Raw genomic sequence first — 14,122 nt, forward strand, 5'->3', positions numbered from 1 at the left:
GTATCTTAAATTTGTTAATATGTATTGAATTATATGTTTTTTTGTGTTATAATTCTTAGGTATGTAAATAGAAAATAATATAATTTTTATAGAGTTGTTAGGAGGAAATTAAATGAATACTAAATTAGTATCAAGAGATGACAAGAAAATAGTTTTTACATCAGAAATTAGTCCAGAAGCATTCCAAGCTTCAATTAATAAAGTTTATAACAAAATGAAATCAAGATTTAACATTCCAGGTTTCAGAAAGGGTAAAGCTCCAAGAAAAATCATTGAATTAAATTATGGAGAAGGTATTTTCTTTGAAGATGCTGTAAATGAATTATTACCTGATTTATTTGAAGAAGCTGTTAAAGAATTAGAAATTGGTAAAGACATCTGTGGGATGCCAAAAATTGATATTGAAGAATTTGATAAAAATAAAGCTATAGTAATAAAATTTGAACAAGAATTAAAACCAGTTCCTGAGTTAGGAGACTATAAAAATTTAGTTGCTGATGATGTTAAGTTTGAAGTAACTGATGAAATGGTTGATGAAAGGGTAAATAAAGAACGTGAAAACAATGCAAGAATAGTTTCAATTGAAGATAGACCTGTAAAAGATATGGATACTGTTAATATTGACTTTGAAGGTAGTGTTGAAGGAGTTCCATTTGATGGAGGTAAATCTGAAAATTATGATTTAGTTGTTGGCTCACATACTTTTATTCCAGGTTTTGAAGAACAATTAATTGGGAAAAATATAGGAGATAATGTTGATGTTAATGTTATTTTCCCTGAAGAATATCATTCAGAAGAGTTAAAAGGAAAAGAAGCTCTTTTCAAAGTAAAAATAAATTCTATTAAAGAAAAACAACTTCCTGAATTAGATGATGAATTCGCGCAAGATGTTTCTGAGTTTGATACACTGGAAGAATATAGAGCAGATATTAAAAAGAATCTTGTTGAATCTGCAGAAAGAAATGCTTTGGTTCAAAAACAAAATAATGCAATTGATGCTCTTATTGAAAGTTCAAATGTAGAAGCTCCAGAATCAATGGTTGCTGAAGAAGTTGATAAAGCTTTTAGAGATTTTGCTGGTAGAATTAGACAATACAATATGGACTTGGATAATTATTTCAAAATGTTAAATACTACTGAAGAAGCTGTTAGAGAACAATTAAGACCAGAAGCTACTAAGAGAGCTAATGCTGAACTTGTTATCGATGCTTTTGCAAAATTAGAAAATATTGAAGTATCTGAAGAAGAAATTGATAAAGAAATCGATGAATTCGGAAAGAATATGAAAGTTAAAGATTTTGAAGAATTTAAGAAGGAATTGAAATCAGGAGAAGGTCTGGAAGGCATTACTGCAAGTTTAATTAGAAGAAAAGCGGTTGATCATTTGGTAAGTCTTGTTAAATTCCAAGAACCTAAAAAAGAAACTGTTGAGGAATAATTAGTTAAAATATAGCTTGCATTTTGCTAAGCTATATTTTTTATTAGGAGGTAATTATGGCACTTATACCTATGGTAGTTGAACAAACTAATAGAGGAGAAAGGTCTTATGATATTTATTCAAGACTTTTAAAGGAAAGAATTATATTTTTAAGTGGAGAAGTGAATGATCAAATGGCTGATTTGATTGTTGCTCAACTTCTATTTTTAGAATCAGAAGATCCTAAAAAAGATATTCAAATTTATATAAATAGTCCAGGCGGTTCAGTTAGCGCTGGACTTGCAATTTATGATACAATTCAATATATAAAACCTGATGTAAGTACTATTTGTATTGGACGTGCTGCAAGTATGGGGGCATTTTTATTGACATCAGGTGCAAAAGGAAAGAGATTTGCTTTGCCTAATGCAGATATTATGATTCACCAACCTTTAGGAGGAGCTCAAGGTCAAGCTGAAGACATTAAAATTCAAGCACAAAAGATTTTACAAGTTAGAGCAACTCTTAATCAAATTTTAGCAAAGAGAACAGGTCAATCTCTTAAAAAAATTGAAAAAGACACAGATAGAGATTTCTATATGAGTGCTTATGAAGCAAAAGAATATGGAATAATCGATGAAGTAATAGAAAATTAAGGAGTTAATTTTGGAAAAAAAGAAAACTAGATGTTCTTTTTGTGGAAAAGAGGTAGAAGAAGTAGATCAAATAGTCAGTGGAATTAATGCAAATATCTGCAATGAATGTATTGAAATTTGTCATTCCATGATTGAATACCAAGAAAGAACTAAGAAAAAAGAAAGCTTAGAAAAATTACCAACTCCAGTAGAAATTAAGAATATTTTAGATGAGTATATTATTCAACAAGACAATGCAAAAAAAGCTCTAAGTGTTGCTGTTTATAATCACTATAAAAGAATTAATAGAGATGTTGAAAGTGAAGTTGAAATTCAAAAGTCTAATATTCTTCTTGTAGGACCTACGGGAAGCGGAAAGACGCTTTTAGCTCAAACACTTGCTAAAGTTTTAGATGTTCCTTTCGCAATTGCAGATGCAACTACTTTAACTGAAGCAGGATATGTTGGAGAGGATGTTGAGAATATAATTTTGAAATTAGTTCAGGCAGCTGACTATGACATAGAAAGAGCAGAAAAAGGAATAATATATATTGATGAAATTGATAAAATTACGAGGAAAAGTGAAAACCCTTCAATAACTAGAGATGTTAGTGGAGAGGGTGTTCAACAATCACTTTTAAAAATAATAGAAGGAACTGTTGCAAATGTTCCTCCAAAAGGAGGAAGAAAACATCCTGATCAACAATATATACAAGTTGATACTACAAATATTTTATTTATTGTAGGGGGAGCTTTTCAAGGTATAGAGTCAATTTTAAAAGCCAGACTAGAGAAAAAATCAATGGGGTTTGGCGCAGATGTTAAAACGGATAAACTTGATGATTTTTCTGAAATTATTAAGAATTTAAGACCTGAAGATTTACTTAAGTATGGTTTGATACCCGAATTTGTTGGTAGAATACCTATGATTGTAACTTTAGAAAGTTTAAATGAAAATTCTCTAATTAGAATTTTAGAAGAACCAAAGAATGCATTAATTAAACAATATAAAGAGCTTTTATCTATGGATAATATAGAGCTTGAGTTTGAAAAAGATGCAATAAAAGAAATTGCAAAGATAGCTCTTGAAAGAAAAACAGGTGCAAGAGGTTTGCGTGCTGTTATAGAAAGTGCTCTTTTAGATACAATGTTCACATTGCCGTCTGAGAAAAATGTTGAAAAATGTATTGTCACTAAAGATGTAGTTTTAGGAAAGGCAAATCCCGTTTTAATATATAATGAAAATAAAAAATAGAGGAAAAATATTTATGAGCAATATAAATTTTAATATTGAAGAAAAATTAAATAGACCTGTAATAGCACTTAGAGGACTTTGGATTTATCCTTATTCTGTTGTTCATTTTGATGCAGGAAGAAAAAAGTCTATAGATGCAATAGAGTCTGCATTAAAAAAGGATTCAATTTTAGTTGCTTTTACTCAAAAAGATATTAGGACAGAAGATCCTAAGGCAGAAGATTTATATGAAATGGGAACTGTTGTTATCGTTAAACAAATTTTAAAGATGAATAATGGAATAACTAGAGTTTTAGCTGAAGGTATTTGTAGATGTAGAGCAAAGAAAATTTATGATGATGGTAAATTTCTAACAGCTGATGTTGAAGAATTCTATTATGATGAAGTTGGAGAAGAAGTAGACTCTGAATTGGCAACTTTACGAAATATGGTTGAAGTTGCATTTGAAGAATATACAGCTAAGAAAAGACATCTAGATGTTGATACTGAAATAAGTGTTCAAAATTCTTCAAATATGGATAAATTTACAAATAATGTAGCAAGTTATATAATTAGATTATCCGATGATGAACATTATGAAAACTTTAAAATATTTGATATGAGAGAAAGACTTGAAAAACTTTATGAAATTTTACAAAATTCTATAGAATTATCATTCTTAGAAGAAAGTATTTCTAGAAAGGTTTCTTCAAGACTAAATAAAAATCAAAGAGAATATTATCTTCGAGAACAACTTAATATAATAAAAGAAGAACTTGGAGATGGAGAAGATTTAAGCTCTGAATTGGATGAATATGCTAATACCATAATGAGTTTTGGATTTGATGAAAATATTGAAGAAATGTTATTTAAGGAAATTAGAAAACTTTCTGAAATACCATCAGGCTCACCTGAGGGAAATGTGATTAGAAGTTATCTTGATAAAATAGTTGCATTGCCTTGGAAAAAGTCAAAAAAAGAAAAATTAGATGTTGCTTACACTAGAAAAATTTTAGATAAAGACCATTTTGGACTTAAAGATGTTAAGGATAGAATTATAGAATCAATAGCCTTAAGAAAAATTTCAAATAATCAAAAAGGCTCAATAATTTGTTTAGTTGGTCCACCAGGAGTGGGTAAGACTTCTATCGCAAAATCTATAGCGAAATCTTTGAATAGAGAATTTGTTTCTATGAGATTGGGTGGGCTTCATGATGAAAGTGAAATAAGAGGTCATAGAAGAACTTATGTTGGAGCAATGCCAGGTAAAATTTTAACTTTATTAGAACAATGTAAAGTTAATAATCCTGTTATGTTACTTGATGAGATTGATAAGGTTTCAAATGACTTTAGAGGAGATCCTTCTAGTGCATTGCTTGAAGTTTTAGATCCGGAACAAAATAATAAGTTTACAGATAATTATATAAATATTCCTTTTGACCTTTCAAAAGTTATGTTTATAACTACTGCGAATACAACTTCTACAATTCCATCCCCACTACTTGATAGAATGGAAATTATTCCGGTCTCAAGCTATACTTATGATGAAAAAGAAAAAATTGCTATTAATCATTTGATTCCAAAAGCGTTTAAAAACTTTTCAATGACTAAGAAAATGCTTGATATAAAAGCTGAAGCAGTAAGAGATATCATTCGTTATTACACAAGAGAGTCTGGTGTAAGAAATTTAGAAAGAATGATTGAAAAAATAATTAGAAAAGCTGCTGTGACTTTGGTTTCAAAAGAAAGAAAAAAAGTTACAGTTAATTCAAAAAATCTTGTTGATTTCTTAGGAAAGAAAAAATTCCATGATGATATTTTGGAAAAAGAAGATAAGATTGGACTTGTAAACGGATTGGCTTGGACAGAAGTAGGAGGAGAACTTTTAACAATAGAAACTGATATTGTCAATGGAACAGGAAAAATTCAACTTACTGGACAACTTGGTGATGTTATGAAGGAATCTGCAATGACTGCAATTTCATTTGTTAGAAGCAAAGCTGATAAATTTAATATTAAAGAAGATTTTTATAAGGAAAAAGATATACACATTCACGTTCCTGAAGGAGCAGTACCAAAAGACGGTCCATCTGCTGGTATAACAATGACAACAGCAATTGTCAGTGCTCTTACAAATAGGAAAGTCAATAGACAATTTGCAATGACAGGGGAAGTAACTTTAAGAGGAAGAGTTTTAGCGATAGGAGGACTTAAAGAAAAAATCCTTGCAGCAAATAGGTATGGAATAAAAAATATAATTATTCCAAAAGAAAATGAAGTTGATATTGATGAAATTCCTGAAGAAATTAGAGAAACATTAAAAATTTATACAGTTTCCGATGTTTGTGAAGTATTAGATTTAGTTTTAGAAAAAGAGGTGTAATGTGAAAATAATCTCAAGTGAATTAGAACAAATAGCTGCGATTATTTCACAGTATCCTGATTCTAATTTAAAAGAAGTTGCATTTGCCGGCAGGAGTAATGTTGGAAAATCAAGTTTTATAAATGCTTTCATAAACAGGAAAAATTTGGCGAGAACTAGTTCCAAACCTGGAAAAACAAGAACAGTAAATTTTTATAAAATAAATAATTCATTTAGATTAGTGGATTTGCCAGGATATGGATATGCACAAGTTTCTAAAAGTGAAAAAGAAAAATGGGGAGTAATTATTGAAACCTATCTTTCAAACAGAGAAAATTTGTGTGAAGTTATTCTTATCGTAGATATTAGACATGCTCCTAGTAAGGAAGATGTTATGATGTATCACTGGCTTTTAGAATATGGATTTAGTGGTTATGTTATAGCAACTAAAGCTGATAAAATTTCTAAAGGACAATGGAATAAACATTTAAAAGTTGTTAGAGAAACTTTAGGAATAAAGGATATGAATTTAGTTATTCCATTTAGTTCAGATTCAAAAGCGAATTTAGAGGCAGTCCATAATAAAATAGAAGAAATATTAAGCTGTGAGTAATCACAGCTTTTTTAGTCTATATTTCTTATTAATAGCAATTAATTTAAGATTTATAATTGAATTAAAGCTAGTCCTTACTATTGACTTTTTAACCTGTTTCTTCTAAAATAGTGCTATAAATATGATATTCTTTGAAAAGGTTATCTGTTGAGGAGGAAATAATATGAAAAAAATATGGAAAAATAATTTGAATATTTTGCTACCACTTTTTGTAGTTATGTTTATTTATATTTCATTGGAAATTGGAGTTGCAATGTTTTTTGGTTATGTTATAGATTCAGCAAGTGGAGCAATAAATATGCAATTTTCTAAGGTTATGATTTATACTTTTGCTTTACTTATTACAGAGAGCGTTTTTAAATGGATTTATGAAGTTATGAGTTATAAATTTGTAGCTAAAATGTCTTTAGATACAAAGATTTACATATTTAATAATTTAATAAAACAAGATATTGAAAGTTTTTATAATAATGATGTAGGGAATAAGATTTCAATTCTTACTAATGATATTAATACTATAGAAACAGAGTATTTTAGAACATTTTTAAATTTAGTTAAATCAGGATTTTTGTTTCTTTTTGCCTTTGGGACAATTTTCTATGTTTCCTATCAAATGACGATTGCTTTAATGATATTGTCTATAATTTCATTTGCGTTTGGAAATATTCCAATGAAAAATTTAAAAACTTTTAAAGAGAAATTTTCAAATTCTCAAAGTGAATATACTGCAAGAACAAGTGAATATTTTAATGGTTATGAAACAATCAAAGTATTTGGACTAGAAAAATTTATTTCAAAAGTGTTTTATAATAACTCAAAAAATGTTTATGATAAAGGACTTGCATATCAAAAAAGGTATAGTTTAGTAACTATGATTTCATATTTTTTTGGAGGTTTTACATTTTTAGGTGGTTTTGTTTGTGGTGGATATTTAGCATATAAAGGATTTATAACACTTGGACAAATGATTATTTGTGTGCAACTTACAAATCACATTGTGAATCCTTTGATGTTTGCAATAGAATCTTATGGTAAATTTAAGTCTGTTGATAAAATATTAAATAAAATAGAAAATACTTTAATTTCAGAAGAAAATGTTGAAATAACAGAAATTAAAGACTTTAATAATAAGATTTCTTTAAATGATGTTAGCTTTAAATATGATGATAAAAAAGTTTTAGAAAATATAAACTTTGAATTTGAAAAAGGTAAAAAATATGCTTTAGTAGGTTTATCAGGAAGTGGAAAATCAACTTTAATGAAGCTGATTTCAAAAAGAATTAAAGCAAATGATGGGAAAATTTATATAGATGGAATTGATTTGGATGAAGTTTCAAAAAATTCTATTATAAATTTAATTTCAACAATTAATCAAAATGTATTTCTATTTAAAGGAAGCCTATATGATAATATAACATTATTTAGTAGAGATTATTCGGAAGAAAAGGTAAAAGATGTTATATTGAAAGCAGAACTTGGTAAATATTTGGATAGATTGTATGATAAGGAATTAATTTCTGAAAACGCAAATAACTTATCTGGAGGAGAAAAACAAAGAATTTCAATTGCAAGGTCTTTGATAAAGGATACAAAGATAATACTTGCTGACGAAATTTTATCAAGTTTGGATAATGAAATTGCATTTTCAATAGAAAAGGGACTACTTGAACTTGAAAATATAACATTGATTTCTGTAACACATAGATTAATAAAGGAAAATTTAAAACAATATGACAAAATATTGGTATTAAAAGATGGAAAAATAGAAGAAAAAGGTAATTTTGAAGAACTTATGAGTTTTGATTCATACTTTAAGAAGTTATATACAATTTCTGAAGTTGAGAATAATTAATTATTTAATTTGAAAGGAAATAATTTATTCATGATAAAAATTGAAAATTTATATTTTACTTATAATTCTTTTGAAAAAGATAGTGGGTTTTTAGGTTCTTTAAAGGATTTTTTCAAAAGAAGAGAAATAAAAAAATCAGCTATTGAAGATTTTAATTTAGAAATCAAAACAGGAGAAATAGTAGGAATTTTAGGACCAAATGGGTCAGGAAAAACTACATTGATAAAATTGCTTACTGGAATATTAAATCCGGAAAGTGGAACCATTGAGTGTGATGGAAATATTCCTTTTAAGAAGGAAAGATCCTATCTTAAATCAATAGGTGTGGTTATAGGGCAGAAAAGTCAATTAATTTGGGATTTACCTGCTGAAGAAACTCTTGAAATGTTAAGATGTATTTACAAAATAGATAAAGTAAGTTATAGAAATAAATTGAATAATATGGTTAAATTGTTAAATTTAGATGATAAGCTGAGAATTCCAGTTAGAAAATTATCGCTTGGAGAGAGAATTAAGTTTGAGATAATCTGTGCTTTAATTCATAGTCCTAAGATTTTATTTTTAGATGAACCTACGATAGGCTTGGATATAACAAGTCAAAGGTCTATTCATGAGTTTTTACTTGATATAAATAAAAAAGACAATGTGACTATATTTTTAACTTCTCACTATATGAAAGATATTGAAACATTATGTGATAGGGTTATAATTTTATTAAATGGGAAAAAGGTAGAAGATTCAAATATAAATGAAATTATAGATAAGTTCTCTGTTAAAGATGAATATATAATAGAATTTAAAGATTTTATACCTAATGAATTTAATTGTTTTAAACTTTTGGATAAGAAAAAATTACAGGTAAATTTTGATGAAGTAAATTTTATATTAAAAAACGTAGATTTTTCACTTATAAAAAATATATTCTGTGAAAATAAGAGCTTTGAAGATGTAGTTTTTGATATATTCAGTGAAGATAAAAAGGAGGACTAAAATGAGTAAATATTTACCAACTTTTCTTAATCAGCTGAATATACAATTAAGCTATAAGTTTAACTTTATTTCCAATATATTTGTTAATATACTAGGTATTGTAATTTCTATATTTACTTGGAATGGTATTTTTGAAAGCGCTTCAGTTGAAAGTATTGGTGGTTTTACTAAAACTCAAATGATTTATTATATAGTTATTTCAAATATTGGGATGATTTTATTTTCAAGTGAAAGTGTAGTTAATATGGGTCATCTTGTTAGGACTGGGAAGCTTACTTCCATGTTGATTAGACCATATTCTATATTAGTGAATTCATTTTTTGCATTTTTAGGAAAGAAGTTTATATTTATTATTGTTTATGTACTTATGTTCATTTTATCTTTTTTCGTTAATGTAAATATAGGATATTTTTTGCTAGTGTTTTTGTTGTTTATAGTAAATTTTTGTATGTTTTTTATGCTAGTTTCTCTTGTGGGAAATCTTGGATTTTATTTGATAAATATGTGGACATTAAGACCTTTAATAAATTCAGTTTACTTACTGTTTGGAGGACTGCTTTTTCCTTTAAATTTGTTAGGAAATAAGATTTATAAAATAGTTGATAAAAACCCATTTGCAATAGTAGGATTTAATTTTACAAGGGCTATTCAAGGAAAATTAACAATTGAAGAATTAATTTTTTACATAATTCTATCTTTTTCTTGGTTTATTCTGTTTTTTGTTCTTTATAAAATTACTTATTATTTTGGACTGAAGAGATATGAGGGAATGGGAGCGTAAATATGAATTTTAGATTGTATAAAAAATTTTTATCACATAGTTTTCAAGAGTTTTTAATTTATAGATCTACTGCAATTGTAACAATAGTTTTCGGTTTGATATTTTTTCTTGCTGAATTTATTGCAGGGGTAATTTATTTTGATTATACTGAAACAATATATGGGTGGGTAAAAAATGACTATTTGCTTTTAATATCAGTAGCTTCTGTAATAAGTTATGGTTATCAGTTTTTATTTACTGTTGCTCATGAAAATCTATATGAATTTATTTTAGGTGGAGAGTTGGATTATATTTTGATTAGACCTGTAAATTCTTTTTTGTTTTACTCATTATATAGGGTGGATTTTCCGAGTTTGATTAATTTATTTATAGCTCTGTGTTTTCAAATATTTATGCTGACAAAATATAGTTTAAATTTATTTATAATAATTGAATTTATTATTTCTATTTTGTTATCTATATACTTGGTATTTTTGTTAAATCAGATTGTAATAACTATTTCATTTTGGAAAGAACATTCAAGTGCTATAATGGGAATACCTGAATATCTAATTGATTTTTCAAGCAGACCAAAGTCTATTTATCCTAAATCAATACAGTTTGTTTTAATTTATATAGTTCCTATTTTGCTGTCAATTAATCTTCCTGTACTCATAGTTAAAGAAGAAGCTTCCTTTTTAAGTATATTTTATATATTATTATTCGATTTGTTGGGAACTGTTTTTGCGATATTTCTTTGGAAAAAGGGTTTGAAAAAATACGTATCTGCTAATTAGTTGTTATTAAAATATATATCAAAAATTAGAAAATCCTAATGAACAAAGTAAATTTTATTTCATTGGGATTTATTTATTATATTGTGCAGTATCATATTTAAAAAATAGTCCAAAAATAAAAATGATAAAAAATATCAATTATATTTAAAAATCTATTGAAATAATTTTTTTGTTGTGATATTATGAGTATGTTAAAAATAAAAAAATGGAGGAATAGTTTATGGTAACAAATGAAATGATGAATAAATTTAAAGAACGTTTTGAAAGCGATTTATCAAGTAGAGTAATTTCAAATGCAATTGCTAAAAATGGTATTCAAGATAGTTCAATTAATAATGATGCTTTAAGATTTCATAATTTTAAGTTTTCAGACAGTGTAAAGAAAGCTGAAATTACAAATCAAAAGAAATCAGGACGTTGTTGGATGTTTTCAGGACTTAATGTTTTAAGACTAAAAGTTATGGAAAAACTTAATTTAAAAACTTTTGAGTTTTCACAAGTTTATCTTTTCTTTATGGATAAAATGGAAAAATCAAATAATTTCTTAGAACTTATGATTGAACATATAGATGAACCATTAGGATCAAGACTTATGGATAGTTTGTTAGATTTAGGAGCTGATGATGGAAACTTTTTTGAATGCTTTGATGACTTAATTTCAAAACATGGTATTGTTCCTAAATCAGTTATGCCAGAAACTTTCAGTTCATCCGATTCTGGTGCTTTTGTTGAACAAATTAATGTAAGATTAAAGAGAACTGCAATGAATATGAGAAAAGCACATTCAAATGGAGCTTCAGTTCAAGAATTAAAGAAATTAAAAGAAGAAACTCTTTATGAAGTTTATAATATTTGTACAAAAGTTCTAGGAAAATTACCAGAAACTTTTGATTTTGAATATACAGATAAAGACGATAAATTCCAAAAGATTACAAATTTAACTCCAAAAAAATTCTATGAAGAATATGTTGGAAGTTACTTTGAAAATAAAGTTGATTTAATTGAAGATCCAAGGGGCAAGTATCCATTTGGTAAAAGAATAGAATTAAAATATTTTAAATCTGTTAGAGAAGGAAATCCTGTTGCTTCTTTAAATGTTCCTCAAGAAGACATTAAAAAAGCTATAATCGCATCTATAAAAGCTGGAGAAGCTGTGTGGTTTGCTTGTGATGTTATGAAGAACTGTGATAGAAAATTAGGTATAATGGATAAAGATTTATTTAATTATGATGAAACTTTAACAGAACTTGGAGAATTTTCTAAAGCCGACAGAATTGACTATAGATATACAGATTTAACTCATGCTATGACATTTGTAGGAGTTGATTTGGATGAAAATGGGAATCCAATTAAGTGGCAAGTTGAAAACTCTTGGGGAGATGAAGTTGGAGAAAAGGGAATATTCTCAATGAGCGACTCTTGGTTTACAAATGAAAATATTTCAGCAATAGTAGATAAAAAATTCGTTGATGAAAAATGGTTAAAAGGTTTAGAAGAAGAATCTATAAAGATTGAACCTTGGGAACCATATGCAATGATGCTAAAAAGATAAATTTTAAAAGGGATTACTGCGGTAATTCCTTTTTTTGAATTTTTAAATCTTTATAAGGCTATTTTTTATCATTAAATTATGTTAAAATAGTCTTGTATTTTAATTAAATAGGAGGTAGTTATGGCTAAAGAAAATTTAGATTTAAAGTTTGAGGATTATAAATATATTCGTCCCGACTTTGAAAAACTTAGAGCTGACATTAGAGCTTTGACTGAAAGACTTGCAAAAGCTAAAACAAGTGAAGAGGCAATTGAAACTTATAATGAACTTAATAAAGTAAGTTCAGATGCTGATAGTATGGTTGCTTTAGCTCATGTTAAAAATTCAATTGATACTAAAGATGAATTTTTTGACAAGGAAATGCAATTCATCCAAGAAAATGCTCCAAAAGTTCAAGAAGTCGAGGTTGAATATATAAGAGAATTTGTTAATAATAAATTCAGAAAAGAGCTTGAAGAAAAATTTGGAGTTTATTTATTCCAAAAATATGAAAATTATTTATTGACTTTTAATCCTTCAATTATGGATGATTTGGTTGAAGAAGCAAAAGTTGTTATGGAATATCAAAAACTTTTATCTTCTTGTTCAAAAGAGTGGAACGGGGAACAATTAAACCTTACTCAACTTGCTAAATATTCTCAAGATTCAAATGCAAATGTTAGAAGAAAAGCTACAAATCTTATATCAGAAATTTATGAAGAACAAACTGAAAAATTAGATGAAATTTATGATAAAATTGTAAAAATAAGAGATAAAATGGCTAAAAAATTGGGCTATAAAAACTTTATAGAGCTTGGCTATAAAAAAATGGGCAGAGTTGACTACAATGCAAAAGATGTTGAAGGCTATAGAAAACAAATTGTAGAAACTATTGTTCCTATTTGTAATAAGATTAGAGAAGAACAAAGAAAGAGAATCGGTCTGGATAAACTTACTTTTTATGATGAACCTATATTTTTTAAGTCAGGAAATCCTGCTCCGCATGGAAAAAAGGATTGGATGGTTGAAAAAGCTGAAAAAATGTACAGTGAGTTATCTCCTGAAACAAAAGAGTTCTTTAACTTTATGAAAACAAAAGATTTATTTGATTTGGATGCAAAATCAACTAAGGCTGCCGGTGGATATTGTACTTATTTAAGAAATTGGAGAAGTCCATTTATATTTGCGAATTTTAATGGAACTACTCATGATGTTGAGGTTTTGACTCATGAGGCAGGTCATGCTTTTCAGGTTTTTTCATCAAGAGATTATATTCCTGAATATATTTGGCCCGGAATGGAATCAGCAGAGATTCATTCAATGAGTATGGAATTTTTCACTTGGCCTTGGATGGATTTGTTCTTTGAAGAAGAAGCTGATAAATTTAGATATAAACATATAACTCATTGTTTGATGTTTTTACCTTATGGAGCATTAGTTGATGAATTTCAACATGTTGTATATGAAAATCCGGAACTTTCTCCAAAAGAAAGGCGTGAAAAATATAGAGAATTGGAAAAGAAATACTTGCCACATAGAGATTATGACGGAATAAAAGTTTTAGAAGATGGTGGATTTTGGTTTAGACAAAGACATATTTATCAAATGCCTTTCTACTATATAGATTATACTTTGGCTCAAGTATGTGCTTTCCAATTCTGGAATAAGGATAGGAAAGACCATAAAACTGCTTTTGCAGATTATTTAAGATTATGTAAAACAGGTGGAACAAAACCTTTCTTACAACTTCTTGAAGTAGCAAAATTAGAAAATCCGTTTATAGACGGAACCATTAAAAAAGCTGTTGAACCAATAGAAGAATATCTAAATTCTGTTGATGCAAGTAAATTTTAAGAAATAAAGTAAATAAGAACCTCACCCTTCCACGATGCTTCGCATTGGGTGGGTTTCCGAGAACCTTGTTGTTTCAC

General features: G+C 27.6%; 11 protein-coding genes. All 11 read left to right on the forward strand.

Translation table 11 applies throughout. From position 1 onward, the window contains the following. The first annotated feature begins 112 nt into the window (after positions 1–112). The 11 genes from tig (at position 113) to WFJ11_RS02875 (ending at position 14,045) form a co-directional block, all read left to right on the forward strand. Positions 113–1,438 carry a trigger factor gene (tig, locus tag WFJ11_RS02825; RefSeq protein WP_269754954.1) on the forward strand — a complete coding sequence of 442 codons (1,326 nt, stop codon included), beginning with the start codon at positions 113–115 and terminating at the stop codon, positions 1,436–1,438. 56 nt (positions 1,439–1,494) lie between these two features. Next, the gene (clpP, locus tag WFJ11_RS02830; RefSeq protein WP_009372577.1) at positions 1,495–2,073 is read left to right on the forward strand and encodes an ATP-dependent Clp endopeptidase proteolytic subunit ClpP; all 579 of its coding nucleotides are present in this window, start codon (positions 1,495–1,497) and stop codon (positions 2,071–2,073) included. A gap of 10 nt (positions 2,074–2,083) precedes the next feature. Next, complete coding sequence (clpX, locus tag WFJ11_RS02835; RefSeq protein ID WP_313960837.1) at positions 2,084–3,307, forward strand: ATP-dependent Clp protease ATP-binding subunit ClpX; 1,224 nt, start codon at positions 2,084–2,086, stop codon at positions 3,305–3,307. 13 nt (positions 3,308–3,320) lie between these two features. Next, complete coding sequence (lon, locus tag WFJ11_RS02840) at positions 3,321–5,669, forward strand: endopeptidase La (protein ID WP_338817654.1); 2,349 nt, start codon at positions 3,321–3,323, stop codon at positions 5,667–5,669. A 1-nt stretch (position 5,670) separates the two neighbouring features. Continuing rightward, the gene (yihA, locus tag WFJ11_RS02845; protein ID WP_338817655.1) at positions 5,671–6,261 is read left to right on the forward strand and encodes a ribosome biogenesis GTP-binding protein YihA/YsxC; all 591 of its coding nucleotides are present in this window, start codon (positions 5,671–5,673) and stop codon (positions 6,259–6,261) included. A 163-nt stretch (positions 6,262–6,424) separates the two neighbouring features. Beyond that, on the forward strand, positions 6,425–8,113 hold the full coding sequence (locus tag WFJ11_RS02850) for an ABC transporter ATP-binding protein (protein ID WP_338817656.1): 1,689 nt from the start codon (positions 6,425–6,427) through the stop codon (positions 8,111–8,113). 30 nt (positions 8,114–8,143) lie between these two features. After that, positions 8,144–9,103 (forward strand): ABC transporter ATP-binding protein, encoded by a 960-nt coding sequence (locus WFJ11_RS02855; protein ID WP_338817657.1) that lies wholly within the window; start codon positions 8,144–8,146, stop codon positions 9,101–9,103. Position 9,104: 1 nt separating this feature from the next. Next, positions 9,105–9,884, forward strand: coding sequence for an ABC-2 family transporter protein (locus WFJ11_RS02860; protein WP_338817658.1), 780 nt, complete (start codon positions 9,105–9,107; stop codon positions 9,882–9,884). 2 nt (positions 9,885–9,886) lie between these two features. Next, a complete protein-coding gene (locus tag WFJ11_RS02865) occupies positions 9,887–10,660 on the forward strand; it encodes an ABC transporter permease (RefSeq protein ID WP_338817659.1) in 774 nt (257 codons plus the stop codon). Positions 10,661–10,880: 220 nt separating this feature from the next. Beyond that, positions 10,881–12,212, forward strand: coding sequence for a C1 family peptidase (locus WFJ11_RS02870; protein WP_338817660.1), 1,332 nt, complete (start codon positions 10,881–10,883; stop codon positions 12,210–12,212). Between the two features lie 120 nt (positions 12,213–12,332). Then, a complete protein-coding gene (locus tag WFJ11_RS02875) occupies positions 12,333–14,045 on the forward strand; it encodes a M3 family oligoendopeptidase (RefSeq protein WP_338817661.1) in 1,713 nt (570 codons plus the stop codon). Positions 14,046–14,122 lie beyond the last annotated feature (77 nt).

It is taken from the genome of Parvimonas micra (genome assembly GCF_037482165.1).
Taxonomy (GTDB): Bacteria; Bacillota; Clostridia; order Tissierellales; family Peptoniphilaceae; genus Parvimonas.

Coding starts and splice junctions, on each gene's coding strand:
- tig (WP_269754954.1), top strand. CDS start 113: ATGAATACTAAATTAGTATCAAGAGATGACAAGAAAATAGTTTTTACA.
- clpP (WP_009372577.1), top strand. CDS start 1,495: ATGGCACTTATACCTATGGTAGTTGAACAAACTAATAGAGGAGAAAGG.
- lon (WP_338817654.1), top strand. CDS start 3,321: ATGAGCAATATAAATTTTAATATTGAAGAAAAATTAAATAGACCTGTA.
- WFJ11_RS02850 (WP_338817656.1), top strand. CDS start 6,425: ATGAAAAAAATATGGAAAAATAATTTGAATATTTTGCTACCACTTTTT.
- WFJ11_RS02855 (WP_338817657.1), top strand. CDS start 8,144: ATGATAAAAATTGAAAATTTATATTTTACTTATAATTCTTTTGAAAAA.
- WFJ11_RS02860 (WP_338817658.1), top strand. CDS start 9,105: ATGAGTAAATATTTACCAACTTTTCTTAATCAGCTGAATATACAATTA.
- WFJ11_RS02865 (WP_338817659.1), top strand. CDS start 9,887: ATGAATTTTAGATTGTATAAAAAATTTTTATCACATAGTTTTCAAGAG.
- WFJ11_RS02870 (WP_338817660.1), top strand. CDS start 10,881: ATGGTAACAAATGAAATGATGAATAAATTTAAAGAACGTTTTGAAAGC.
- WFJ11_RS02875 (WP_338817661.1), top strand. CDS start 12,333: ATGGCTAAAGAAAATTTAGATTTAAAGTTTGAGGATTATAAATATATT.